21 protein-coding genes are annotated in these 22,416 nt (G+C 41.5%); 20 read left to right on the forward strand and 1 reads right to left on the reverse strand.

The genetic code is table 11. From position 1 onward, the window contains the following. Window positions 1–77: 77 nt before the first annotated feature. From PW220_RS03290 to PW220_RS03370, 17 genes are all read left to right on the forward strand, one after another. Entirely contained in the window at window positions 78–668 is a 591-nt protein-coding gene (locus PW220_RS03290; RefSeq protein ID WP_105118801.1) for an ATP-dependent Clp protease proteolytic subunit, read from the forward strand. A 109-nt stretch (window positions 669–777) separates the two neighbouring features. Then, a complete protein-coding gene (locus tag PW220_RS03295) occupies window positions 778–1,044 on the forward strand; it encodes a DUF2129 domain-containing protein (RefSeq protein ID WP_248054618.1) in 267 nt (88 codons plus the stop codon). A gap of 151 nt (window positions 1,045–1,195) precedes the next feature. After that, window positions 1,196–2,365, forward strand: coding sequence for an ABC transporter substrate-binding protein (locus PW220_RS03300; RefSeq protein ID WP_248051161.1), 1,170 nt, complete (start codon window positions 1,196–1,198; stop codon window positions 2,363–2,365). A gap of 162 nt (window positions 2,366–2,527) precedes the next feature. Then, the gene (locus PW220_RS03305; protein WP_105118804.1) at window positions 2,528–3,415 is read left to right on the forward strand and encodes a branched-chain amino acid ABC transporter permease; all 888 of its coding nucleotides are present in this window, start codon (window positions 2,528–2,530) and stop codon (window positions 3,413–3,415) included. A 2-nt stretch (window positions 3,416–3,417) separates the two neighbouring features. Then, a complete protein-coding gene (locus PW220_RS03310; RefSeq protein WP_105124204.1) occupies window positions 3,418–4,365 on the forward strand; it encodes a branched-chain amino acid ABC transporter permease in 948 nt (315 codons plus the stop codon). Then, window positions 4,365–5,129, forward strand: a complete 765-nt coding sequence (locus tag PW220_RS03315) for an ABC transporter ATP-binding protein (protein WP_248054617.1) — start codon at window positions 4,365–4,367, stop codon at window positions 5,127–5,129. The genes PW220_RS03310 and PW220_RS03315 overlap by 1 nt, the downstream gene beginning before the upstream one ends. After that, window positions 5,129–5,839, forward strand: a complete 711-nt coding sequence (locus PW220_RS03320; RefSeq protein WP_002937288.1) for an ABC transporter ATP-binding protein — start codon at window positions 5,129–5,131, stop codon at window positions 5,837–5,839. Before PW220_RS03315 ends, PW220_RS03320 begins: the two co-directional genes overlap by 1 nt. Before the next feature lie 544 nt (window positions 5,840–6,383). After that, a complete protein-coding gene (locus PW220_RS03325; protein ID WP_161941429.1) occupies window positions 6,384–6,668 on the forward strand; it encodes a LapA family protein in 285 nt (94 codons plus the stop codon). A gap of 57 nt (window positions 6,669–6,725) precedes the next feature. Continuing rightward, window positions 6,726–7,091, forward strand: a complete 366-nt coding sequence (locus tag PW220_RS03330; RefSeq protein WP_105118807.1) for a VOC family protein — start codon at window positions 6,726–6,728, stop codon at window positions 7,089–7,091. 281 nt (window positions 7,092–7,372) lie between these two features. Beyond that, entirely contained in the window at window positions 7,373–10,735 is a 3,363-nt protein-coding gene (locus PW220_RS03335) for a type I restriction endonuclease subunit R (RefSeq protein WP_398582930.1), read from the forward strand. Between the two features lie 214 nt (window positions 10,736–10,949). After that, window positions 10,950–12,413 (forward strand): AbiH family protein, encoded by a 1,464-nt coding sequence (locus tag PW220_RS03340; RefSeq protein ID WP_248054616.1) that lies wholly within the window; start codon window positions 10,950–10,952, stop codon window positions 12,411–12,413. Further along, complete coding sequence (locus PW220_RS03345) at window positions 12,414–13,643, forward strand: restriction endonuclease subunit S (RefSeq protein ID WP_248054614.1); 1,230 nt, start codon at window positions 12,414–12,416, stop codon at window positions 13,641–13,643. A gap of 16 nt (window positions 13,644–13,659) precedes the next feature. Next, a complete protein-coding gene (locus PW220_RS03350; protein ID WP_248054612.1) occupies window positions 13,660–15,255 on the forward strand; it encodes a type I restriction-modification system subunit M in 1,596 nt (531 codons plus the stop codon). Window positions 15,256–15,456: 201 nt separating this feature from the next. Then, window positions 15,457–16,353 carry an Rpn family recombination-promoting nuclease/putative transposase gene (locus PW220_RS03355; RefSeq protein WP_248054610.1) on the forward strand — a complete coding sequence of 299 codons (897 nt, stop codon included), beginning with the start codon at window positions 15,457–15,459 and terminating at the stop codon, window positions 16,351–16,353. A gap of 177 nt (window positions 16,354–16,530) precedes the next feature. Beyond that, window positions 16,531–17,187, forward strand: a complete 657-nt coding sequence (locus tag PW220_RS03360) for a CBS domain-containing protein (protein WP_172029664.1) — start codon at window positions 16,531–16,533, stop codon at window positions 17,185–17,187. A 99-nt stretch (window positions 17,188–17,286) separates the two neighbouring features. After that, window positions 17,287–18,111 (forward strand): hypothetical protein, encoded by an 825-nt coding sequence (locus PW220_RS03365; protein WP_248054608.1) that lies wholly within the window; start codon window positions 17,287–17,289, stop codon window positions 18,109–18,111. Between the two features lies 1 nt (window position 18,112). Continuing rightward, window positions 18,113–19,384 (forward strand): toxic anion resistance protein, encoded by a 1,272-nt coding sequence (locus PW220_RS03370; RefSeq protein WP_105209874.1) that lies wholly within the window; start codon window positions 18,113–18,115, stop codon window positions 19,382–19,384. 45 nt (window positions 19,385–19,429) lie between these two features. On the opposite strand, the gene PW220_RS03375 is transcribed toward PW220_RS03370, so the two are convergent. Further along, a complete protein-coding gene (locus PW220_RS03375; protein ID WP_248054606.1) occupies window positions 19,430–20,296 on the reverse strand; it encodes a YitT family protein in 867 nt (288 codons plus the stop codon). Between the two features lie 267 nt (window positions 20,297–20,563). Between PW220_RS03375 and tmk the strand changes: the two genes are divergently transcribed. The 3 genes from tmk to yabA are packed head-to-tail and all read left to right on the forward strand — an operon-like array spanning window position 20,564 to window position 22,416. Further along, entirely contained in the window at window positions 20,564–21,202 is a 639-nt protein-coding gene (tmk, locus tag PW220_RS03380) for a dTMP kinase (RefSeq protein ID WP_248054604.1), read from the forward strand. Then, the gene (locus PW220_RS03385) at window positions 21,199–22,083 is read left to right on the forward strand and encodes a DNA polymerase III subunit delta' (protein WP_248054602.1); all 885 of its coding nucleotides are present in this window, start codon (window positions 21,199–21,201) and stop codon (window positions 22,081–22,083) included. The genes tmk and PW220_RS03385 overlap by 4 nt, the downstream gene beginning before the upstream one ends. Before the next feature lie 15 nt (window positions 22,084–22,098). Next, window positions 22,099–22,416: a DNA replication initiation control protein YabA gene (gene yabA, locus PW220_RS03390; RefSeq protein ID WP_105117394.1), complete on the forward strand. Its 318-nt coding sequence runs from the start codon at window positions 22,099–22,101 to the stop codon at window positions 22,414–22,416.

Consider the following 22,416-nt stretch of genomic DNA (forward strand, 5'->3'; position numbering starts at 1 on the left):
GTGGTTTTTATTTGACCAATGTTGACTAATTCTATATAATGGGTTCATACTTGTTATTGAAATGAAGGAGGATTCGTATGATTCCAGTAGTTATTGAACAAACCAGTCGTGGAGAGCGTTCGTATGATATTTATTCGCGTTTGCTCAAAGACCGTATTATCATGTTGACAGGACCAGTTGAAGACAACATGGCAAACTCTATCATTGCCCAGTTGCTATTCCTTGATGCTCAAGATCCTACAAAGGATATTTACCTTTATGTAAATACCCCTGGTGGTTCTGTGTCAGCAGGTCTTGCTATTGTTGATACCATGAACTTTATCAAGGCTGATGTGCAAACCATCGTTATGGGGACAGCAGCTAGCATGGGTACAATTATCGCTTCGAGCGGTGCCAAAGGCAAACGTTTCATGTTGCCAAATGCAGAATACATGATTCACCAGCCAATGGGTGGAACAGGTGGTGGTACACAGCAAACGGATATGGCCATTGCAGCGGAACACTTGCTTAAAACCCGTAACAAATTAGAAAAAATCTTGGCTGATAATTCAGGAAAAACAGTGAAACAAATCCACAAGGATGCAGAACGCGATTACTGGATGACTGCAGAAGAAACTCTTGCATACGGCTTCATTGACCAAATTATGGACAATACAAAAACAAAATAAGCGGATGAGGAGGCGTTTGAGCCTCCTTTTTCCATTCCATTAAGTTTGACCTTTTCATTTTCCTCTGAAAAAGGTATAATAAAACAAGAGAAGTTTTAGAGGAGAAATCATGTTTGAGAAGAGAGAACGGACCTGCCTGACTGTGTATTTGCATTACAATCGAGATGCTAGAAAGCTAAATCAGTACGGAGATATCCATTATCATTCAAAGAAATTGCGTTATGTTCTGATTTATTTGGATAAGGATCAGTCTGAGTTTATCATCCAAAAATTAAAAAAGGAAAAATTTGTTAAGAAGGTTCTTCCGTCCTATATAAAAGAGTTAGACCAGAATTTTGTTGGTAGCTTGTGGCGGGAAGAGGAACCAATTATTTAATGGTGAAATGAGTGAGTAGTCAAGGTTGGGTCTACTCGCTTTTTTGTGGAAAAATATTTTTTTAAAAATTTTTCTTTTTTTGTTGACAATTTTCTGATAATTCAGTATATTAGATACATCGCAAAATTTAAGAAAGATTTAAGGAGTTTTCATGAAAACAAGAAAATTTGCAGTAGCACTTGCTACCTTTGCCTCAGCAGCCCTACTTGCTGCCTGTGGTACCGTTTCATCAACAAATAGCTCAGCACAGGGTGCTGCTATCGGTGATACTTTCAAGATTGGTTATAACTTGGAGTTGTCAGGTGCCGTATCATCTTATGGTCAAAATGAAGAAAAAGGTGCAAACCTTGCTGTCAAAGAAATCAATGCAGCTGGTGGTATCGGTGGTAAGCAGATTGAAGTTATCACTAAAGATAACAAATCTGAAACTGCAGAAGCGGCAACAGTTGCAACTAGCTTGGCAAGTGAAGGAGCAAATATTGTAATTGGTCCTGCAACATCTGGTGCAGCAGCAGCTTCTATTCCTGCTTTGACGTCAGCAGGTGTTCCAATGATTACACCTTCTGGTACACAAACAAACTTGGTTGTAAATGACAAAGGTGAAGTACAAGACTACTTCTTCCGTGCAACCTTTACAGATGGATACCAAGGTCAAGTAATGGCTAAGTATGCGACAGAAAACTTGTCAGCTAAGAAGGTTGTTCTTTACTATGACAACTCTTCTGACTATGGTAAGGGTGTAGCAGAAGCCTTCAAGAAAGCTTACGCAGGTGAGATTGTTTCTGAAATCACATTTGCTTCAGGCGATAAAGATTTCCAAGCAGCTTTGACTAAATTGAAAGATGCGGAGTTTGATGCTATTGTTATGCCAGGTTACTACAATGAAACTGGTACAATCGTTAAACAAGCACGTGGTCTAGGTATCACTCAACCAGTCCTTGGTTCAGATGGTTTCGACTCACCACAGTTCACTGAATTGGCAACTGCTTCAGCAGCAACAAACGTTTACTACCTTTCAGGTTATGTAACTTCAGCTAGTGATAAAGCGAAAGCTTTCAGCGAAGCTTATAAGAAAGAATACAACGAAGAGCCAAATATGTTTGCAGCCCTTGCTTATGACGCAGTTTACATGGCAGCAAAAGCAGCAGAAGGTGCAGCAGATTCAAAAGCTCTTAAAGACAACCTTGCAGCTTTGAAAGATTTCGAAGGTGTAACAGGTACTATGTCAGTTGATGCAGAGCATAATGTTGTGAAATCAGTTTACATTGTTGGTTTGACAGATGGAGAGCAGACATCAGTTGATACAATTTCAGCAGAATAATAAGCAAGTTAAAGAGGGAATTTCCCTCTTTTTCCCTTGAATTGACTAGCCTATTTTTAAAAGATTAAAAAATATAATAAAACTTGCCTATTTTCAGAAAATTTTGTATAATGTAACAATGCTTATTGAGCTTGAAAAATATTTAGAAAGATTGGTGAACCTATGCTTCAACAACTTGTCAATGGTTTGATTCTTGGTTCTGTATATGCCCTCTTGGCCCTTGGTTATACCATGGTGTACGGAATTATCAGACTGATTAACTTTGCCCACGGGGATCTCTATATGATGGGGGCTTTTATGGGTTATTTCCTTTTGAACAATTTAACCTTTATTGCAGATGGTAGCCTCCGTTTCTTTGTTGCCTTAGTCTTGGCAATGGTTGGAACAGCTACTCTTGGTGTGGTTATTGAATTCTTGGCCTATCGTCCATTGAGAAACTCAACCCGTATTGCGGCCTTGATTACAGCCATCGGTGTTTCCTTCTTCTTAGAATATGGAATGATTAAATTATTTTCAGCTGATGTAAAGGCCTTTCCACAGGCTATGGAGGCTGTGACCTTCAATCTTGGTCCAGTTTCAGTGACCAATATCCAGTTGATTATCCTAGGAGTAGCCTTGACCTTGATGGTTGCTCTGCAATTGATTGTAAAACGTACCAAGATGGGTAAAGCCATGCGTGCTGTTTCTGTGGATAGCGATGCGGCGCAATTGATGGGGATTAACGTAAACCGTACTATTAGCTTCACATTTGCGCTGGGTTCAGCACTTGCTGGTGCTGCAGGTGTTCTCCTTGGTCTTTACTACAACCAAATCGAGCCTTTGATGGGTATGACTCCTGGTTTGAAGGCCTTCGTAGCGGCGGTACTTGGTGGTATCGGTATTATTCCTGGTGCTGCTCTGGGTGGTTTCGTTATCGGTATTATTGAAACATTTACCTATGTGATTGGTTTGGATACCTTCCGTGATGCAATTGTGTATACAGTATTGATTGTCATCCTCTTGGTTCGTCCAAGTGGTATCCTTGGTAAGAACGTGAAAGAGAAGGTGTAACCATGAAGCAAAATCTTAAAGTGAATGCAATCTGGTTGGCTATCTTATTGGCTGGTTTTGGTCTTATTCAAGGCTTAGTTGCAGCTGGTATTCTCAACTTCTACTATATTCAGATTGTACAACAAATCGGAATTCAAATTATCCTAGCTGTGGGCCTAAACCTCATTGTTGGTTTCTCAGGTCAGTTTTCTCTAGGTCATGCTGGTTTCATGGCTATTGGTGCCTACGCAGTGGGTATTCTTGGCAAGATGATGCCAACTTATGGTGGCTTCGCTATCGCCTTGCTTGTCGGTATGTTGCTTGCGGGTGCTGTTGCACTCTTGGTTGGTCTGCCAACCCTTCGTTTGAAAGGTGACTACCTTGCCATTGCGACCCTTGGTGTTGCGGAGATTATCCGTATTTTGATTATCAATGGTGGTACTGTAACAAACGGTGCGGCTGGTATCATGTCTATTCCTCTCTTTACTAGCTGGCCTTTGGTTTACATTTTTGTGATTATCACAACTCTTGTAACGGTCAACTTCTTGCGTAGTCCTATGGGACGTGCAACTATTTCTGTTCGTGAAGATGAGATTGCAGCAGAATCAGTTGGTGTTAATCCGACCTTTGTTAAGGTATCTGCCTTTGTATTCGGTGCTATGACAGCGGCTATTGCAGGTGGTCTTCATGCAGGTTATGTAGGCACCATCGTTCCTAAAGACTTCGCTTTCATGACATCTGTTAACGTTTTGATCATCATCGTATTGGGCGGTTTGGGTTCTATCACAGGTACCTTTGTGGCAGCGATTGTACTTGGTATCTTGAACGTATTCCTCAAGAGCTACTCAGACATCGCCATGATTATCTACTCATTGGCCCTTATCCTCTTGATGATTTTCCGTCCAGGTGGTTTGTTGGGAACTAAGGAATTTAGCGTGGCAGCTCTGCTCAAGAAGAAGGAGGTTAAGTAATGGCATTGCTAGAAGTAAAAAATTTAACCAAAAACTTCGGTGGTTTGACTGCCGTTGGTGATGTGACCATGGAACTTCATGAGGGTGAATTGGTCGGTCTTATCGGTCCTAACGGTGCTGGTAAGACAACCCTTTTCAACCTTTTGACAGGTGTTTATGAGCCAAGTGAGGGAACAATCTCCCTTGCTGGCACTATTTTGAATGGTAAGGCTCCTTCTAAGATTGCCTCTCTTGGTCTTGGTCGTACCTTCCAAAACATCCGTTTGTTTAAAAACATGACAGTTTTGGAAAATGTCTTGATTGGTCTTGGTAATCATGGTAAGGCAGAAGTCTTGGCAAGTTTCCTTCGTTTGCCTGCCTTCTACAAAAATGAAGAAGATTTGAAAAACAAGGCGATTGACCTCTTGAAAATTTTCGATTTGGATGGCGATGCGGATACGCTGGCTAAGAACCTTCCTTACGGTCAACAACGTCGTTTGGAAATCGTTCGCGCCCTTGCGACCGATCCGAAAATTCTTTTCTTGGATGAGCCAGCGGCTGGTATGAACCCGCAGGAAACGGCAGAATTGACCCAACTCATCCGTAAAATTAAGGAAGAATTTGGTATCACCATTATCTTGATTGAACACGATATGAGCTTGGTCATGGAAGTTACTGAGCGTATCTATGTATTGGAATACGGTCGTCTGATTGCCCACGGTACTCCTGAAGAAATTCGCAATAACAAGCGTGTAATTGAAGCCTACCTTGGAGGTGAAGCATAATGGCAATGTTAGAAGTTAAAAATCTTTCTGTCAACTATGGCGTTATCGAAGCTGTAAAAGATGTCAGTTTCGAGGTCAACGAGGGAGAAGTTGTAACCTTAATTGGTGCCAATGGTGCTGGTAAAACCTCTATCCTTCGTACCATTTCGGGACTTGTTCGTCCATCAGCTGGAACGATTTCTTTCCTTGGAAATGAAATTCAAAAAGTTCCTGCCCGTAAAATCGTTGCGGACGGTTTGTCACAGGTTCCAGAAGGTCGCCATGTTTTCGCAGGCTTGACCGTTATGGAAAACTTAGAAATGGGTGCCTTCCTTCGCAACAACCGTGAAGAAAACCAAGCTAACTTGAAAAAAATCTTCGCACGTTTCCCACGTTTGGAAGAACGGAAGAACCAAGATGCCGCTACCCTTTCAGGTGGTGAGCAACAAATGCTTGCTATGGGACGGGCATTGATGAGCCAACCAAAGCTCTTGCTCCTTGATGAGCCGTCAATGGGCTTGGCGCCAATCTTCATTCAAGAAATTTTTGATATCATCCAAGATATCCAAAAACAAGGAACAACCGTTCTCTTGATCGAACAAAACGCCAACAAAGCACTTGCTATCGCAGACCGCGGCTATGTACTAGAAACAGGAAAAGTCGTCCTCTCAGGAACAGGAAAAGAACTCCTCGCCTCAGAAGAAGTTAAAAAAGCATATCTGGGTGGCTAAAAAGGTCCGGGGGACCTTTTTAGGTTGGAAATAGGAAAACCAGTAACGCAAGTTGCTGGTTTGTCCCCCGAGGCTGACGCCTCATTTTAGGTTGGAAATGAGAACCGCTGGTAAGCGGTTTTCTTTATAAATGGGTTACCCACGTTTTAAGTTGGAGATGAGAAACGCCGGCAGGCGTTTTTCTTTAAATCAAAATTGGGCTGTTTTAATCGGGAAATAGGAAAAACAGCAATGCATGTTGCTGGTTTGTCCGTAACCCTGACGGGTTGTTTTAGGTCGGAAATAGGGACCGTCGGCAGACGGTCTTTCCTTTTATTCATTTTTTGGACCTTTTTAGGTTGGAAATGGGAAACGTCGGTAGGCGTTTTTCTTTAAATCAAGGTCCGGTGGAGTGAACTATTTCAGCCTGAGCCTAGAAAGGAAATAGGAAGTTGAGGTAGACAATCTGCTTGGTTTTATATTCCAATTCTTCAACGTGGAAAGTTGACTTCCTTGCCAAGTCAGTCTTCTTATGCTAGACTGTCATAGTAGAAATGGAGATAGAATGAAACAGAGATTATCGCTTATTGGATTGTTGCTTGTCATTATTTTGACAGTCGTTCTTTCTTTGGCTAATCGTCAGGAAGTTGTTGTCAATTACTTGTTCGGCCAATTTAGAATGCCCTTGATTTTGGTGATAATTGGCTCGCTCTTGATTGGTATGTTCATTCAATACTTACTTGGATTGACTAAGAATATGTCATTGAAAAGTGAGATTAAGAATTTGAAAAGAGAGTTGTCAGAAATCCCAGTTTTGCAAAAGGAAGAACATTCTGATAGGATAAACTAGATTGAGTTAATTATGTGGAATTATGTATAAACCACATTGAAATGATAAGGAGAAATGATGTTTACCAAAGAATTTGGATTGATGTTTTATGTGGATGATGTTGCTGCTGAGAAGGCTTTTTGGACTGCGGCTGGTTTTGTGATTGTGAATGAAGCTGAGATGATGGGCTATGAAACTTTTGATATGCAGCCACATCCAGAAGCTACTACGACTATTACTGTCTATGCTAACGAATTTATTCGTCAAGTATCACCAGAAGTAATCGATATGAAGCCAAGTATCTTGTTTGAAACAGATGATATTGAGGGGCTTCAAAAACGTATCTCTGGCTTGACAGATACGTGTAGCGCAGTCAATGCAGAACCCTTCCCTAACTTTAATTTTGCCAGCCCAAGTGGTCATTACTTTGCGGTGAAGGGATAGGTTCATCAAAATAGCGTATCAATCAGCGGTTTTCTATCGCTGATTTTTTGTTACAAAATAACAGAATTGCATCAGACAGTATGTATTTTGGGGCTATAGTGTGGTAAAATAGTTTTTGTAATACCTATTTGTATTTTAGGAGAGAGATATGAAACTTCTAAATAGATTTGCATATATATATATATATATCAAAGCAATCTAAAACACTTGTTCAATTCTATAGTAAACAAAACCTGCCAGTCTTGGCAGGCTTTTTGCGTTGTCGAAAGGCTGGTGTCTAGATGACTTGGAAACACCTTATGCTAGACATACCAGTCTATGCACCAGAACTCTTGGAAGAAATGAAAGCCATAGAGGAATACCAAGTAGGCTTGCTAGAAAAACTAGAAAGACAGGACAATGCCTTGGAGTTGGAGGCTGTTTACCAAGTGGAACAAGCCCGCCTGACCGATATTGTCAAAGGCTATCTGGACATCAAGCGTAAGCCTGACCACTATGCCCAAGCAGAGCAGAAATTGGCAGATGCCCACGGTCAGTTAATCGGTTTCCGTAAGCATCTCCACAAACTCTTGCAAAAGGTCAATGAAGAGGATTTGAAAGATTTTCAAGTCAGTCTACGTTTACTACCTGGTCAACGGGAGCTGGTTGACCCTCAGGCTCTTTATCAGACCAAGAAGCCTGCCAATGAGCTACAGATAGAAGATGAACTCATCCGCCATCTGACCAGCGGAGAGAGTCAGTGGGTCTATCGTCCTGAACTCAATAGTGAAGAGCTCCTTTGGTCCAACTTTTTCGCCAAGCTAGAGGCTAATAACGTCCGCTATTTAGCTGACCATCCTCTGACAGACCAAGAAAAACACCAAATCAAGAACCAACTCAACTTTGTCAATTTCTACGAAGCAGCCAAGTGGCTGGCAGGTGAGAATGGCATTGCCAAGGTGCAAGTCCAACGAGAAGATGCCAGTCTAGGCACCATCCGATTGGAAGTCATCTGGCGACACAATGTTGCTGGGGGTAAGTCCAGCTATGAAGTCGTCAACCAAGTTGTGACAGGTGGTGATGCTGCCAGACAAAGACGGGGTGATGTGACCCTCTTGATTAACGGCCTTCCCATGATTCAGATTGAGCTCAAGAGCCGTTCCCATCCCTATATGGATGCCTTCCGTCAAATTCGCAAATATGAACAAGAAGGTCAGTTTAAGGGTATCTTTTCAAGCCTGCAGATGTTTGTAGTGTCAAATATCACGGAAACCCGCTACATAGCAGCAGCCAAGGAATCCAAGCTCAACGACCGCTTCTTGACCAAATGGGTGGATAAGCACAATCAAGCACAGCCCCATCTTTTTGACTTTGCCAGAGAGGTCCTATCCATTCCCATGGCTCACCAATTGGTCATGCAATATAGTGTGATTGACGACGACAAAAAAGCCCTTATCCTGCTTCGTCCCTATCAAATTCATGCCATCGAAGCCATCAGAGAAGCTAGCCGTCTACGCCAGTCAGGCTATATATGGCACACGACTGGTTCTGGTAAGACCCTGACATCCTACAAGGTGGCACGCAATCTCCTGCAAATTCCATCTATTGAGAAGACCATTTTTGTTATTGATAGGACAGACCTTGACCAGCAGACCACCGCTGCCTTTCTATCCTACGCGGAAAATGACATGATAGATATTGACCAGACGGACGATACCCAGCACTTGTTGAAAAATCTGTCTTCAGAAGACCGCCGTGTCGTCGTCACCACTATCCAAAAACTCAATACCCTCCTGCGTCAATTTGAAGAGGGGATTCATGAGAAATTCCACCAACGTGTTAAGAACCTAAATCTAGCCTTTGTTGTGGACGAATGCCACCGGGCTGTCACCCCAGAACGCCAACGGATTTTAGAGCAGTTCTTTGTTCATTCCCTCTGGTATGGCTTTACAGGAACCCCTATTTTCAAGGAAAACAAGCGAGAACAAAAAGGGGATTTGGCCCAGACAACAGAAGAACAGTATGGTCCGTGTCTTCATGAGTACACGGTCAAAGAAGCCATCCATGACCGAGCTGTTCTTGGTTTCCAAGTGGAATACCAGACCACCATGCCTGGCTGGGCTGAGGATGAAATCGAAGACGAGTTTTACGACGATGAACGGCACATGCTGACGGTGTTGGATGCCATTTTAAACAAATCCAAACGCAAACTTGGTTTCCAAAACGGTGTAGGGAAAACCTACGAGGGCCTACTGACTGTCAAGTCCATCACCCGTGCCCAAGCCTACTATGACCTGATACAAGAAGTCAAGGCTGGACAGAAGAGCCTGACGATTTCGGAATCAGTCAAAAAAGTCTTGCCTGATTTTCCAAAAGTTGCCATCACATACTCAGTATCTGAAAATGAAGAGTCTTCCTTTGCTAATCAAGACTACATGAGCAAGAGTTTGGAGGATTACAATGCCATGTTTGGTACGCATTTCACTATGGCGACCCTTGGTTCCTATAATACTGACCTCAACGAACGCTTGGCTCGGAAAAAAGACAAGTATGCCTTCCGTGAGGAGCAGTTGGACTTGGTCATCGTGGTGGATCGCCTCTTGACGGGCTTTGATGCTCCTTGCTTGTCTACCATTTTCATGGACAGGCAACCTATGAAACCCCAGCACATCATCCAAGCCTTTTCACGGACCAATCGTCTCTTTGACGAGGGCAAGAAGTTTGGACAAATCGTGACATTCCAGACTCCGGATCACTTCAAGGAAAAAGTGGATGAGGCCCTCAGTCTGTATTCAAATGGCGGTGAGTTTGCGGTGCTGGCTCCAACTTGGTTGGAAGAAAAAGCCAAGTTCAAGGAAAAAGTTCAGCAGTTGCTGGCTATTGCCCCAAATCCTGAAATGGTGCCAGACCTGGATGCCAGCAGTGATGCCGAGTTGAAACGCTTTGCCAAGGCCTTTCAGGAATTTGACAAGCTCTTTGCCTCCGTCCAGGTCTATGCCGACTACGAGCAAGAGGACATGCTCAAGGAAATCGGGCTTAGTCTGGAGGATATTGAGAATTTTTCTGGACAATACCAAAATGTCATTGAAGAACTCCGCAGACGGCGGAAGGATGACGAGGGCATAGAAGATACGCCTTTTGATATTGAATACGAGCTGGAGTCTGTCCGTACGGATGAAATCAATTACCACTATATCATCTCTCTTATCCAGAACCTGATTGACAGTAAAAATCAAGTCATTCCTGATAAGGAGAAAAAGATGGTGGACAACTACATCGCAGACTTGGACAAGACCAATCCCAAACTCTCCCAACTCATCTCAAAAATCTGGCAGGAAGCTCAGACCAATACTCAAGATTACAAGGGCCAATCCATTGCCCACAAGCTTGACGAGATGATTGACCTAACTATCCGTGAGCAAGTCGTCACTACAGCACGAGATTGGTGTGTTGGCGAAGACGAACTCCAGTTTATCGTGGACAACTACCGAGTCGGCAAGGACAAGCAAATCGGAGAAAAAGCCCTTGTTGATACCTACGATTATACCAGCTACAAGGAAAACAAAGGCGACCAAGCCCTCAACAAGCTCAAATACAAAAAAGCCCTCAAAGAGGACTATATGAACATGATTGCGGAAGAAATCCTACCATTGAGGGGGAGGTAGGGTAGATGTATTTTGACAAAACCCTCAATTTGTCAAAATAGACCTTGAGATTTATTTTCTATCTGCTCAAAACAGCTATTTTGTCAAATTAGAATGAAAAAACTAAAGTCTATTTTAACAAAACGGCGATTTTGTCAAAATAGAATTGAATAATTGAGAGCTATTTCTACAAAATGCGGTATTTGATGGAAATGACAATAGAAAGGAGAAGGGAATGGCAGAAAATATTTTAATTTTAGGAAATGGTTTTGACCTTGCGATGGGGAGAAAGACTAGCTATGGGGATTTTTTGAAATTTGCTAGGCATATAAAGGTTTTAGGTTGCCATATTCTGCAACATTACAATGCAAAAGATATTCAAGAAGCATTCTCTGCTTTTATCGATGACATAGATGAGCTCTGGGAAGATCATGATGAGACTAAACGATCAGAAGAAGAACAAAATTTTTATAACAAGTTGAAAGCAGATCAAAAATTTTTACTAATTTCAGAACATATTTTTGAGAAATTAGCAATATTAAAAGATGATTGTATAACCCTAGTAGCTTTGAATTCATTCAATAATGGTGCAACTAAAAGATATTTACTAAATCAAATTAGGGAAGAACTCAAAAATGGCACTAGCATTAGTAATAGTTTATTTAACTTAGATTGTGTACTTGAATTAACAAAAAGCTCCGAAAACAGAAATATTGAATGGTTATTAGAACTCCCAAATAATTTGTACATTAACTATATTGAAAAGTATAAAGATAAACTTGGTAAAAACTGGTCAGGAATTGAATTGGCAATCTCTGATATCGCAGAAGGAGTTCAAATAATAAAAAATAATTTAGATCAAATTCAAAAATTATTTGCATCTAAAACAGAGACGGCTTTTCGTAATGAGGATAACTATATTGCAATTCTGTATATCTATAATATTATGCGACAACAATTTAAAGGACAGTCGCGTGTTGTTCGCTCAAATGTATTAGATACTATTAATGACAAGTTCCTAAAAGCATTAGATGATTTGACAAACTACCTTGAATTTTATCTAACCTATTTGGATAAGGTTGATTTTGAAATTCAAAAGATTAGCCCTGCTTCAACAGCATTGGATGCTATTCAAAATATTGAAAAATCTAAAGTTATTACTTTTAATTATACCAATACTGCTAGAAAAATGTTGGATGTGACCGAGGATAATACTCACTTCGTTCATGGAAAATGTAGTTTTGAACGTTCGGATGATGACATCAATACCATGGTTTTTGGTATTGAAGATAAGGAAGCAGAAGCTGAAAATATCAATCAAGACTTAATTCCTTATCAGAAATTTTATCAACGAGTAGTTAAAGAAACAGGTAATTTTTATGAGAAATTTTGGGGTTCTTCCCATAACGGTGGAGATTTTTATACACAATCAACAGCATTAAATATTGTCGTGTTTGGACATTCTGTTGATCCTCTCGATAAAGAAATATTCAAGAAGTGTTTTGAATTATCGGAAATTAAAGGTTGGGACTATCGTTTCATTTTTACATATTATAACTTGGATGCTAAACGTGCTATTGTTAAAAATCTAGCAATTATTTTAGGTAAGAGTGAATTAGTTCGATTGACTGGTGAGGAACGAATAAAATTTGTTCAAAGTAATAATACTGAACAGATGAGAAAGGAGTTATTAAATTAAATGAAAACAAACAATAATATCCCAGCCTATCGTTTCCAAGGCTACACTGACGCTTGGGAACTGCGGAAGTTGGGGGAACTCACAAGTTATCGGAATGGAAAAGGGTATGAGGATAATCAATCTGATTTTGGTAAATACGAACTAATAAACTTAAATTCAATTTCTATTGAGGGTGGCTTAAAACCATCTGGTAAATTTATCAATTCTGCTTCAGAAACGCTAAATAAAAATGATTTAGTTATGGTTCTTAGTGATGTGGGACATGGAGATTTACTTGGCAGAGTAGCAATTATTCCAGAAGACGATAGATTTGTGTTAAATCAACGGGTAGCTCTATTAAGAAACAATGATTATGCAGACTGTAAATATTTATTTGCATATATAAACGCTAATCAGCATTACTTTAAATTACAAGGAGCAGGTTCTTCCCAGCTAAATATATCCAAGAAAGCTGTAGAAAATTTTGTAGTCCATATACCTTCGCAACAAGAACAATCCGCCATCGGCACTTTCTTCTCCACGCTGGACCGCCACATCACCCTTCATCAGCGTAAGTTGGACACGCTCAAGGAGCAGAAGAAGACCTATCTCAAACTCCTCTTTCCAGCCAAGGGACAAACCAAACCAGCTCTTCGCTTCCGAGGCTTTGAAGACGACTGGGAACTGCGGAAGTTGGGGGAGATTTCTACTCATAGAGGTGGAACAGCAATTGAAAAATACTTTTCAGAAGATGGAAAATACAAAGTTATTTCTATAGGTAGCTATGGTTTAGACAATAAATATATAGACCAAAAAATTCGTGCAGTAGAGAATGAAGTAACGCGTTCAAAAGTTGTAAATAAAAATGAATTGACAATGGTTTTGAATGATAAGACCGCTAATGGAAATATTATAGGTCGATGTCTTTTAATTGAGACAGATGATGAATTTGTTATCAACCAAAGGACCGAAATTATTAGTTTTAATAGCGTGATATATCCTAAATTTGCTTATGTGGTATTAAACGGAGTTTTCAGAGAACAAGTGAAGAAAATTGTTCAAGGCGGAACTCAAATTTATGTGAATTATACTTCCGTTGAACAACTTTATTTGTCCCTCCCTTCCCTCCCCGAACAAGAAGCCATCGGCACTTTCTTCCAAACCCTCGATCAAGAGATTACTCAAGTGGAGGACAAGCTAGCTAGCTTGAAAGAGATGAAAAAGACGCTACTCCGTAAATTATTTGTATAAGAGAAAAGGAAATCAAATGACACAAGAAAACAACTCTCAATCCCTTTACCAGTCTCTTTGGAATGCGGCGGATATTCTCCGTGGCAAGATGGACGCTAACGAATACAAGTCCTACCTTTTGGGCTTGATTTTTTACAAATACCTATCAGATAAGTTGCTTTTGGCAGTGTGTGACAACCTTGATGAATCCTTTGATAGTTTGTCACAGGCTCAAAGACTTTATGAAGAAAATTTTGCGGATCCAGATGTTAAGGAAGATTTGCTAGATGTCCTTGATGATGAGCTAGGTTACTTTATCGAGCCTGGTCTGACCTTTACGGCCTTGGTGGCAAAAGTCCACACCAGCAACTTCCAGTTGGAAGATTTGGCACAGGGCTTCCGTGACATTGAGCAGTCCAACGAGATTTTTGAAAACCTTTTTGAAGACATCGACCTCTACTCTAAAAAGCTAGGGCCAACACCGCAAAAGCAGAATCAGGTCATTTCAGCCCTGATCAAAGAACTTCATGAACTCAATCTCAGTAACCATGATGGGGATGTCTTGGGGGATGCCTATGAATACCTGATTGGTCAGTTTGCCAGCGACTCTGGTAAGAAAGCAGGCGAGTTCTATACACCTCAAGCCGTTTCCCACCTCATGACCCAGATTGTCTTTCTTGGACGGGAACATCAAAAGGGCATGACCCTCTATGACCCAACCATGGGATCGGGTTCCCTCCTTCTTAACGCCAAACGTTACAGTAAAGAGTCTTCGACCGTTTCCTACTTCGGTCAGGAGATTAACACCTCGACCTACAACCTTGCTCGCATGAACATGATGCTCCACGGGGTTGCCATCGAAAACCAAAAACTCCATGTTGGTGATACCCTTGATGCGGACTGGCCAACGACTGAGCCGACAGACTTTGACGGGGTACTCATGAACCCACCTTATTCTCAGAAGTGGAGCGGGGACGCTGGTTTCTTGCAAGACGCACGTTTCTCCAGCTATGGTGTTCTGGCACCCAAGTCCAAGGCTGACTTCGCCTTCCTTCTTCATGGTTTCTACCACCTCAAGCATTCAGGTGTTATGGCCATTGTTCTCCCTCACGGGGTTCTCTTTAGGGGAAATGCAGAGCAGAAAATCCGTCAGCATCTCCTAGAAGAAGGAGCCATTGACACCGTGATTGGTCTACCAGCCAACATCTTCTATAATACCTCCATTCCAACCACAGTCATCATTCTCAAGAAAAACCGCACCAGTAAAGATGTCCTCTTTATCGATGCTTCTAAAGAATTTGACAAGGGCAAAAACCAAAATATCATGACCGATGACCATATCGCCAAGATTTTGAAAGCTTATCAAGACCGGCAAGATGTGGACAAGTTTGCCCACCTAGCTAGCTTTGAAGAGATTGTGGAAAACGACTACAACCTCAACATCCCTCGCTATGTCGATACCTTTGAGGAAGAGCCTGTTGTTCCACTAACAGAGCTTGCGGACAAGCTGGCCCAGACCGATAAGGAAATCGCAGCAACCACAGCCCAACTTGAAAGCATGCTTGGTCAGCTAGTCGGTACCACACCAGAAGCCCAGGCAGAGCTGACGGCCTTTCTGGAGAAGTTGAAATAGGAGAAGGAACTTAATTTACCCACCTTATTCCTGACTTACTAAACACACTTATATACTGAGAAGCAGAGTTGGATTACTAGCTCTGCTTTTTTTCGTCTTTTTGGTTTTGAAAATTGTTTCCCAAAATGCTATAATATAACTAGGAACTTCGAATAAATAGGTAGAGAATATTTCTCAATCACTTTATTTGGAGGATAAAAAATGACTAAACGTCGTCAGGCAGTCAGTCCCATGGCTGATGTTATTGCAAAAAAGATTTTTAATGACCATGAGATTACTATTGATTTTATCAATACCTTTCTAGGTTTTCGCCCTAAGACGGTTCAAATTTTGAATGGCACCATAGCGGATGTAAAAAAAGAAAGGACCGGTCACTTTAGCACTACGGTGGATATTCTGGCTCGAATGGATGATGGGACGCAAGTCATCATCGAGATACAAGTTGCCTATCAGAATAGTTTTATCAAGCGTTTGTGGACCTATACCTGTCAACATCTGGTCAAGGACTTGCCCAATGTTCGTGAGAAAGTCACGCAGACACATGATATGTATGACAAAATTTCACCGATTTATTCGATTGCCTTAGTAGCCAGCAGGTATTTTGATGACGACCAACCTATTCATAGTTTTGTATTGACTGAAAAAGATGGGGGTCAAATCTTGGAATTGCCATTTGGCGAACATGAGGAATTGAAAAAGCCGTTTGAGATGGTCATTATTGAACTGAAAAAATTCCGTAAGGGTCAGCTTGAGAAAAGTCAGCGTCAATGGATTGAATTTTTTGCCAATCGAGAATTTAGTCAAGCTACATCAGATGTAATTGAAAAGGCAGAACACCTGCTGGATAGAAATACATGGACAGAGGAGGAAGTCAAAATGGTAGATCAATGGTTGCGCAACGCTTCCAACCACTTTGGTGAATTGGAAAGTTCTTTTATACGTGGCAGACGGAACGGTAAGGAAGAAGGACGATTAGAAGGACGATTAGAAGTTGCTCAGCGCTTATTAAACAGAGGTATTGGCATAGAAGATGTTTTAGAAATCACTGGTTTAACCTCAGAACAGTTGGCTTCCCTTTCACAAGACCATCAGTTTTAGGAGGAAGTCAAAATGGTAGAACGATGGTTGCCTAATCACCCTTCAATGATAGAGGCTTGGTTTAGATATTCTTTCTGTTGATTAAGGTCTCTGATTTTCATTTCTTTTCACAAAATATTGAAATCGTTTTCGCATTGTGCTATAATGGATGTAGGAAAAATATCAGGAGGATATCCTATGTCAGTTAAAGATTTTATGACCCGTAAGGTTGTTTATATTTCACCGGATACAACCATTGCCCATGCGGCTGATTTGATGCGTGAGCAAGGCTTGCACCGTTTGCCCGTGATTGAAAATGACAAATTGGTCGGCTTGGTGACGGAAGGAACTATTGCTGAAGCCAGTCCATCTAAGGCAACTAGTTTATCTATCTACGAGATGAACTATCTTCTAAACAAGACCAAGGTCAAAGACGTTATGATTAAAAATGTCATCACTGTTTCAGGCTATGCCAGTCTTGAAGATGCTGTTTACCTCATGTACAAAAACAAGGTCGGTATTCTTCCAGTTGTGGACAATGGCCAACTCTATGGTGTTATCACTGACCGTGATGTATTTGCAGCCTTTCTCCATGTGTCAGGTTATGGCGAAGAGGGTGTTCGTGCTCGTTTCCTTGTGGAAAACAAGGCAGGGGAGTTAGAGAAGATTATTCGCTTGGTTGCTGATAAAGACTATAATATCGCTTCAACTGTTCAATTGGTGACCAAATCAGGCAAGGCAGTTATCGAAGTCCAAATTGATGGTAAGGTAGATGTAGAAGAAGTTCGTAGTCTATTCGAGGGTGCGGGTTTGCAAATTGACAGCCTAGTACCAACTGTTGCAAAAAATATCTAAAAGTCGAGATTTCTCGGCTTTTTCTTCTTTTTGTAAATAAGTTTTGACTAGATAAAATACTTATATGGTATAATAAAAGGGATTACAAGAGGAGGAAGTATGGGATATAAGAAATACAAGAAGTACAGACATGATGACGATATTGAAAGTATCCTGCTTGTTCTAGTCTTCGGTTTGTTCAAAGTTCTTGGAAAAGTTGTCTTACCAATGCTTGGAAAGATTTTCCAGCGTGATAATATCAACCGTTTTTTGCATGGGGACAAAATCAATCGCTTGCAGACCCTCCAGCTCAGCATTCGGTCTGGATTTGAGAAACACCAGCAATTGTTGGCGGAAAGCGGTGAGGATAAAGTAGTTTTAAGCTTGCGTAGTCGCATCTTAGGAGAATTATTTGAATTAGACCAGCTCTATCAAAAGAACGGCAAATACCTGGATGCCTTTCAAAGCAAGGAAATTGTCGATACCCTGCAACTAAAATATCAATTAAAAATGCCTGAGCAGACTTCCTCCTTTACTGAAAGTCATGATAATCTGAAAAGTGAGCGTCCTCCTAGGCAAGCTAAACCTGGGGACGAGCAAGCCTATATTGCAGAATTGGCTCCTGAAATTCTTGAAACCTATTGCAATATTCAAAGGGACAATCAGGTTATTCTAGAGAAACTTGAAAATGCACCGGATAAGCGGGAAGAATTGACAGCCATCCATGAAGCTAATATGAGCCGCTTTAGGGATATTTTACAAGGCTATTTGAAAATCAAGGAATCTCCAAAAGATTATTTCAATGCAGAGGAGCGACTTGCCCAGGCCAAGCTGGCTCTGGAAACCTTTGACAGGGATTTGGACGATACCATTAAACAATTTAACGAAGCCGATATGCAGGATTTTGAAATCAGCCTGCGCATGATGAAGAAGAAAGAGGGATAAGATGTCAGGATTTAATTTCGATATTGATCAGATTGCTAATAATAGTTTGTCAACCAAGGACAAGACCACAGAAATCATTCAAGCAACACCAGCTGGAGATACGACCAAGGTATCTTTCTTGGCCCAGTTGACACCAGAACAACAGACAGGCATTCGTGCCAAAGCACCGCAATTGGTAGATAATTTCTTGGCCAACCAGAATGCTCTCTTGGACTTCGGTAAGGAAGCCGTAGAAGAAGTCAATGCGACGGTCAACCACATTCTGTCTGAACAGAAAAAGATTGAAATTCCACAGGTGGATGAGCTGTTGGCCAATACCAACCGTGAATTAAATGGCTTTGTGGCTAAGTACAAGGACATTTCGACAACTGCTGAGTTGGAAAAGAAACCAGGTTTCTTCCAGCGCTTGTTTAAGCAGACCAAAAATGACTTGCAGGAATTTTACTTTGATTCGCAGACCATTGAAAAGAAAATGGACAGCATGGCGGCCAGCGTGGTCAAGCAAGAGGAAGTCTTGTCCCGTAATATCGTATCAGCGGAGCTCCTGATTGAGAACAATACCAAGTCTATTGAAAATCTAGTCGGTGTTATCGCCTTTATCGAAGCCACTGGTCAAGAGGCTGCCCAGCGAGCAAAAGCAGAGCAGGAACGCTTGGCAGGTCTGCAACCAACTACGGTAGACTATCAAGTTGCTTCTGAAAAGCTGGCGCGTGTGACAGAAGTTGCCAATATTCTGGAACAACAACACTCAGAATACATGAGTCGCCTGTACGTTGCCTGGACAACAACGCCGCAAATGCGCAACCTTGTCAAAGTTTCGTCAGATATGAAGCAACGACTTGGTATGTTGCGCCGCAATACCATTCCGACAATGAAGCTGTCTATTGCCCAGTTGGGTATCCTACAACAGTCTATCAAGTCTAGTCAGACAGCGGATGCCATTGTTAATGCCAACAATGCGGCTCTTCAAATGCTGGCGGATACGTCAAAAGAAGCCATTCCGATGATGGAACGCACGGCACAAAATCCTACCCTTTCAGTGGCTTCTGTTACCAAGTTGGCAGAGAGTTTGGTCGCCCAGAACAATGGTATTATTGCGGCTATTGACGAAGGTCGTCAAAAACGTCGTGAGCTGGAAGCGGCCATTATCCGATCTGCTGAAACCATCAATGATTCTGTAAAATTGCGTGATCAGAAGATTATCGCTGCCTTGCTAGAACAAGGAAAAGAAGCACAGTCCGAAGCTGAACAGCCACTTGAAACAACTGAATAATGCAAAAAACTGCAGACATTTGAATCTGCAGTTTTAGTTTTCTTATCAATGCCGTTCTAGTGGCTTTTTATCTCGGTCGAGTGTAAATCCTTCCCCTAGCACTTCATGGGCATCTGTTATGGTGATAAAAGCGTGGGGGTCAATTCGATGGATGAGTTCCTTCATTTCTTGTAATTGACTTTTATAGATGACGGAGTAGATCATATTGACATTGGTCTTGCTATAGAAACCTTGTGCCTTGATAAAGGTGACGCCACGTTCAATCTCGCTATCAATGGCCTGGGCAAGCTGATCGGATTTTTGTGAAACAATCATCACTCCCTTGCTACCGTAGCCACCCTCAGTGACAAAGTCAATGACACGGGAAGCGATGGCTACCATCATCAAGGTATATAGGACAGTTCGAAGGTCCTTAAAGACAATGACAATCAAGGTCAGAATTAGGATATCAATGGCTAGGATAATTTGTCCAATAGAATATGGAGTGTATTTATGACCGATACGGGCGATAATATCACTCCCTCCAGTTGTTCCCCCTGAACGAAAGATGGTTCCCAGACCCAACCCCATCAGAATGCCACCTAAGATACTGACCAAAATCAAATCTTGCTGGAGATTGATGGAGAAAGGGATTTTTTCAAAAATGGCCAGCCAAACAGTAACAGCCAAGGTCCCTAAAATACTGAGATAGAGAGTTTTTTTACCTAATATTTTCCAACCAAGAATAAACAAGGGAATGTTGATCACAATGTTCATTACCCATGGTTGAATATGGAATAGGTAATAAATAATGAGTGCCAGTCCAGTCGCTCCTCCCTCAAACAAGCGATTGGGCATGATGAGGTAATTTAGTCCAAAGGCAAATAGACCAGCACCAAGCAAAATCAAGACTATATTCTTTATACGAATCATAAGGCCCTCCTAAGAAATCTATATATCAATTGTAAAAGATTTTCATATAAAAAACAAGTCTATTTTTCAAGTGATTTTTTGCCTATTTTTTGGTAAAATGGAATGAATATCTCAGAGCCTATTTTCACCAGTAAAGCGCATAATATCCAGTGATGTTTTTGGCTAGTCTAGTAAGTGTTTGTTGAAAAACGAACAATGCTTAGCCTAAAAGATGGTCCTAGATAGAACTGCCAACTGTGAATATAGGTTCAAAGAATGAGGAGAAGGATGAGTAAGGGTTTTTTTATTACATTTGAAGGTCCAGATGGGGCTGGGAAGACAACGGTTTTGCAGGAATTGTTACCAGCCTTGCAGGAGCTAGGTCCAGAAGTGGTGACAACTAGAGAACCAGGCGGAGTGGCCATTGCTGAGGACATTCGCTCTATTATTTTGGATCCAGCCAATACGGAAATGGATGATAAGACGGAGCTCTTACTCTTTATCGCAGCCCGTCGTCAGCACTTGAAAGAAAAAATCTTACCTCCCTTGGCTGAAGGTAAGTTGCTTTTAATTGATCGTTTTATCGATTCTTCCATTGCCTATCAAGGCTTTGGAAGGGGCTTGGATGTGGCTGATATTAACTGGCTGAATCAGTTTGCGACAGATGGCTTGAAACCTGATTTGACCCTCTATTTTGACATTGACACAGAAGAGGGCCTAGCTCGGATTTCTCGTAATGCGGATCGAGATGTGGACCGTCTGGACATGGAAAAGGCGGATATGCATAAAAGGGTTCGGCAGGGCTATCTCAGTATTTTAGAAAAAGAGCCAGAGCGTTTGGTCAAGATTGATGCAAGTCAGCCTTTAGAAGCTGTTGTTGCGGATGCTTTGTCAGTCATTAAGAAACGGTTTGCGGAAAGAGCATGAAAATTGAAGAACTAAGACAGTTACAAGCTGGCCTATTCCAGCGATTTGTGACCATTTTGGAGCAAGGACGTCTGGCCCATGCCTATCTGTTTTCTGGTGATTTTGCCAGTTATGACATGGCTATTTTTCTCAGCCAGTCCTTATTTTGTGGGGAAAAAGTAGGTGTGTTACCTTGTCAGAATTGTCGAACTTGTCGTTTAATTGAAGCGGATGAGTTTTCAGATGTGACCTTGCTAGCTCCCCAGGGCAATATCATCAAGACAGAAACTGTTCGTGAATTGGTCAAGAATTTCTCTCAGTCAGGTTTTGAATCTAGTAAACAGGTTTTTATCATTCGAGATGCTGAGAAAATGCATGCCAATGCAGCCAATTCTCTCCTGAAAGTAATCGAGGAACCTCAGTCAGATATCCATATTTTTCTCTTGACCAATCAGGAAGAAGCAGTGCTGCCGACCATTAAGAGCCGGACACAGATAATTGGTTTCCCTAAAAATCTGTCCCTCTTGGAGCGGTTGCTGGAGGAAGAAGGTTTGTTGAAAAACCAGGCCAACCTGCTAGCGCGACTGGTTTCTAGTCAGGAAGAGGCCCTAAAATTAGCGGAGAATAAGAATTTTCTGGAGCTAATGGGTCAGGCTAGGAAATTTATCGATCTGCTGCTGACCGACAGCAATCGGGCTTATTTGCAGGTAGGGAGCTTGCTTTCCTTGGCTGTGGAAAAGGCAGAGCAAGGACGTTTGTTTGATTTACTCGGTCTATTATTAGCAGAAAGAATGTTGGAGCCACAGGTAATTGAAAAAATGGATAACCTACTAAGAGCCAAGGAAATGTGGCAGGCCAATGTCAGCCTACAGAATAGTTTGGAGTATCTGACATTAAAATAAGAAGAAAGGAAGACCATGGATAAGAAAGAAATTTTTGATGCCCTAGATGATTTTTCACAAAATCTCTTGACCACCTTAGCAGAGGTAGATGCCATAAAGAAGCATTTACAGGGTGTCATTGATGAAAATACGACCTTGCGTTTGGAAAATTCCAAATTGCGCGAGCGTCTTGAGAAGGAAGATAAGATAGGCCATAAGTCGTCCAACTTTGGTAAGGAAAACTTGGAACATATCTACGAAGATGGCTTCCATATCTGTACCTTTTCTTATGGACAACGCAGGGAAAATGATGAACCCTGTATGTTCTGTATTGAATTATTGAATCGAGAATAG

Source organism: Streptococcus sp. 29892, assembly GCF_032594935.1.
GTDB lineage: Bacteria > Bacillota > Bacilli > Lactobacillales > Streptococcaceae > Streptococcus > Streptococcus hyiners.

Bases quoted from the DNA above. Each gene is read 5' to 3' on its own strand.
- PW220_RS03300 (WP_248051161.1), top strand. From the start codon at position 1,196: ATGAAAACAAGAAAATTTGCAGTAGCACTTGCTACCTTTGCCTCAGCA.
- PW220_RS03290 (WP_105118801.1), top strand. From the start codon at position 78: ATGATTCCAGTAGTTATTGAACAAACCAGTCGTGGAGAGCGTTCGTAT.
- PW220_RS03320 (WP_002937288.1), top strand. From the start codon at position 5,129: ATGGCAATGTTAGAAGTTAAAAATCTTTCTGTCAACTATGGCGTTATC.
- yabA (WP_105117394.1), top strand. From the start codon at position 22,099: ATGGATAAGAAAGAAATTTTTGATGCCCTAGATGATTTTTCACAAAAT.
- PW220_RS03350 (WP_248054612.1), top strand. From the start codon at position 13,660: ATGACACAAGAAAACAACTCTCAATCCCTTTACCAGTCTCTTTGGAAT.
- PW220_RS03355 (WP_248054610.1), top strand. From the start codon at position 15,457: ATGACTAAACGTCGTCAGGCAGTCAGTCCCATGGCTGATGTTATTGCA.
- PW220_RS03365 (WP_248054608.1), top strand. From the start codon at position 17,287: ATGGGATATAAGAAATACAAGAAGTACAGACATGATGACGATATTGAA.
- PW220_RS03340 (WP_248054616.1), top strand. From the start codon at position 10,950: ATGGCAGAAAATATTTTAATTTTAGGAAATGGTTTTGACCTTGCGATG.
- PW220_RS03345 (WP_248054614.1), top strand. From the start codon at position 12,414: ATGAAAACAAACAATAATATCCCAGCCTATCGTTTCCAAGGCTACACT.
- PW220_RS03295 (WP_248054618.1), top strand. From the start codon at position 778: ATGTTTGAGAAGAGAGAACGGACCTGCCTGACTGTGTATTTGCATTAC.
- PW220_RS03325 (WP_161941429.1), top strand. From the start codon at position 6,384: ATGAAACAGAGATTATCGCTTATTGGATTGTTGCTTGTCATTATTTTG.
- PW220_RS03385 (WP_248054602.1), top strand. From the start codon at position 21,199: ATGAAAATTGAAGAACTAAGACAGTTACAAGCTGGCCTATTCCAGCGA.
- PW220_RS03335 (WP_398582930.1), top strand. From the start codon at position 7,373: ATGACTTGGAAACACCTTATGCTAGACATACCAGTCTATGCACCAGAA.
- tmk (WP_248054604.1), top strand. From the start codon at position 20,564: ATGAGTAAGGGTTTTTTTATTACATTTGAAGGTCCAGATGGGGCTGGG.
- PW220_RS03310 (WP_105124204.1), top strand. From the start codon at position 3,418: ATGAAGCAAAATCTTAAAGTGAATGCAATCTGGTTGGCTATCTTATTG.
- PW220_RS03305 (WP_105118804.1), top strand. From the start codon at position 2,528: ATGCTTCAACAACTTGTCAATGGTTTGATTCTTGGTTCTGTATATGCC.
- PW220_RS03370 (WP_105209874.1), top strand. From the start codon at position 18,113: ATGTCAGGATTTAATTTCGATATTGATCAGATTGCTAATAATAGTTTG.
- PW220_RS03375 (WP_248054606.1), bottom strand. From the start codon at position 20,296: ATGATTCGTATAAAGAATATAGTCTTGATTTTGCTTGGTGCTGGTCTA.
- PW220_RS03330 (WP_105118807.1), top strand. From the start codon at position 6,726: ATGTTTACCAAAGAATTTGGATTGATGTTTTATGTGGATGATGTTGCT.
- PW220_RS03360 (WP_172029664.1), top strand. From the start codon at position 16,531: ATGTCAGTTAAAGATTTTATGACCCGTAAGGTTGTTTATATTTCACCG.
- PW220_RS03315 (WP_248054617.1), top strand. From the start codon at position 4,365: ATGGCATTGCTAGAAGTAAAAAATTTAACCAAAAACTTCGGTGGTTTG.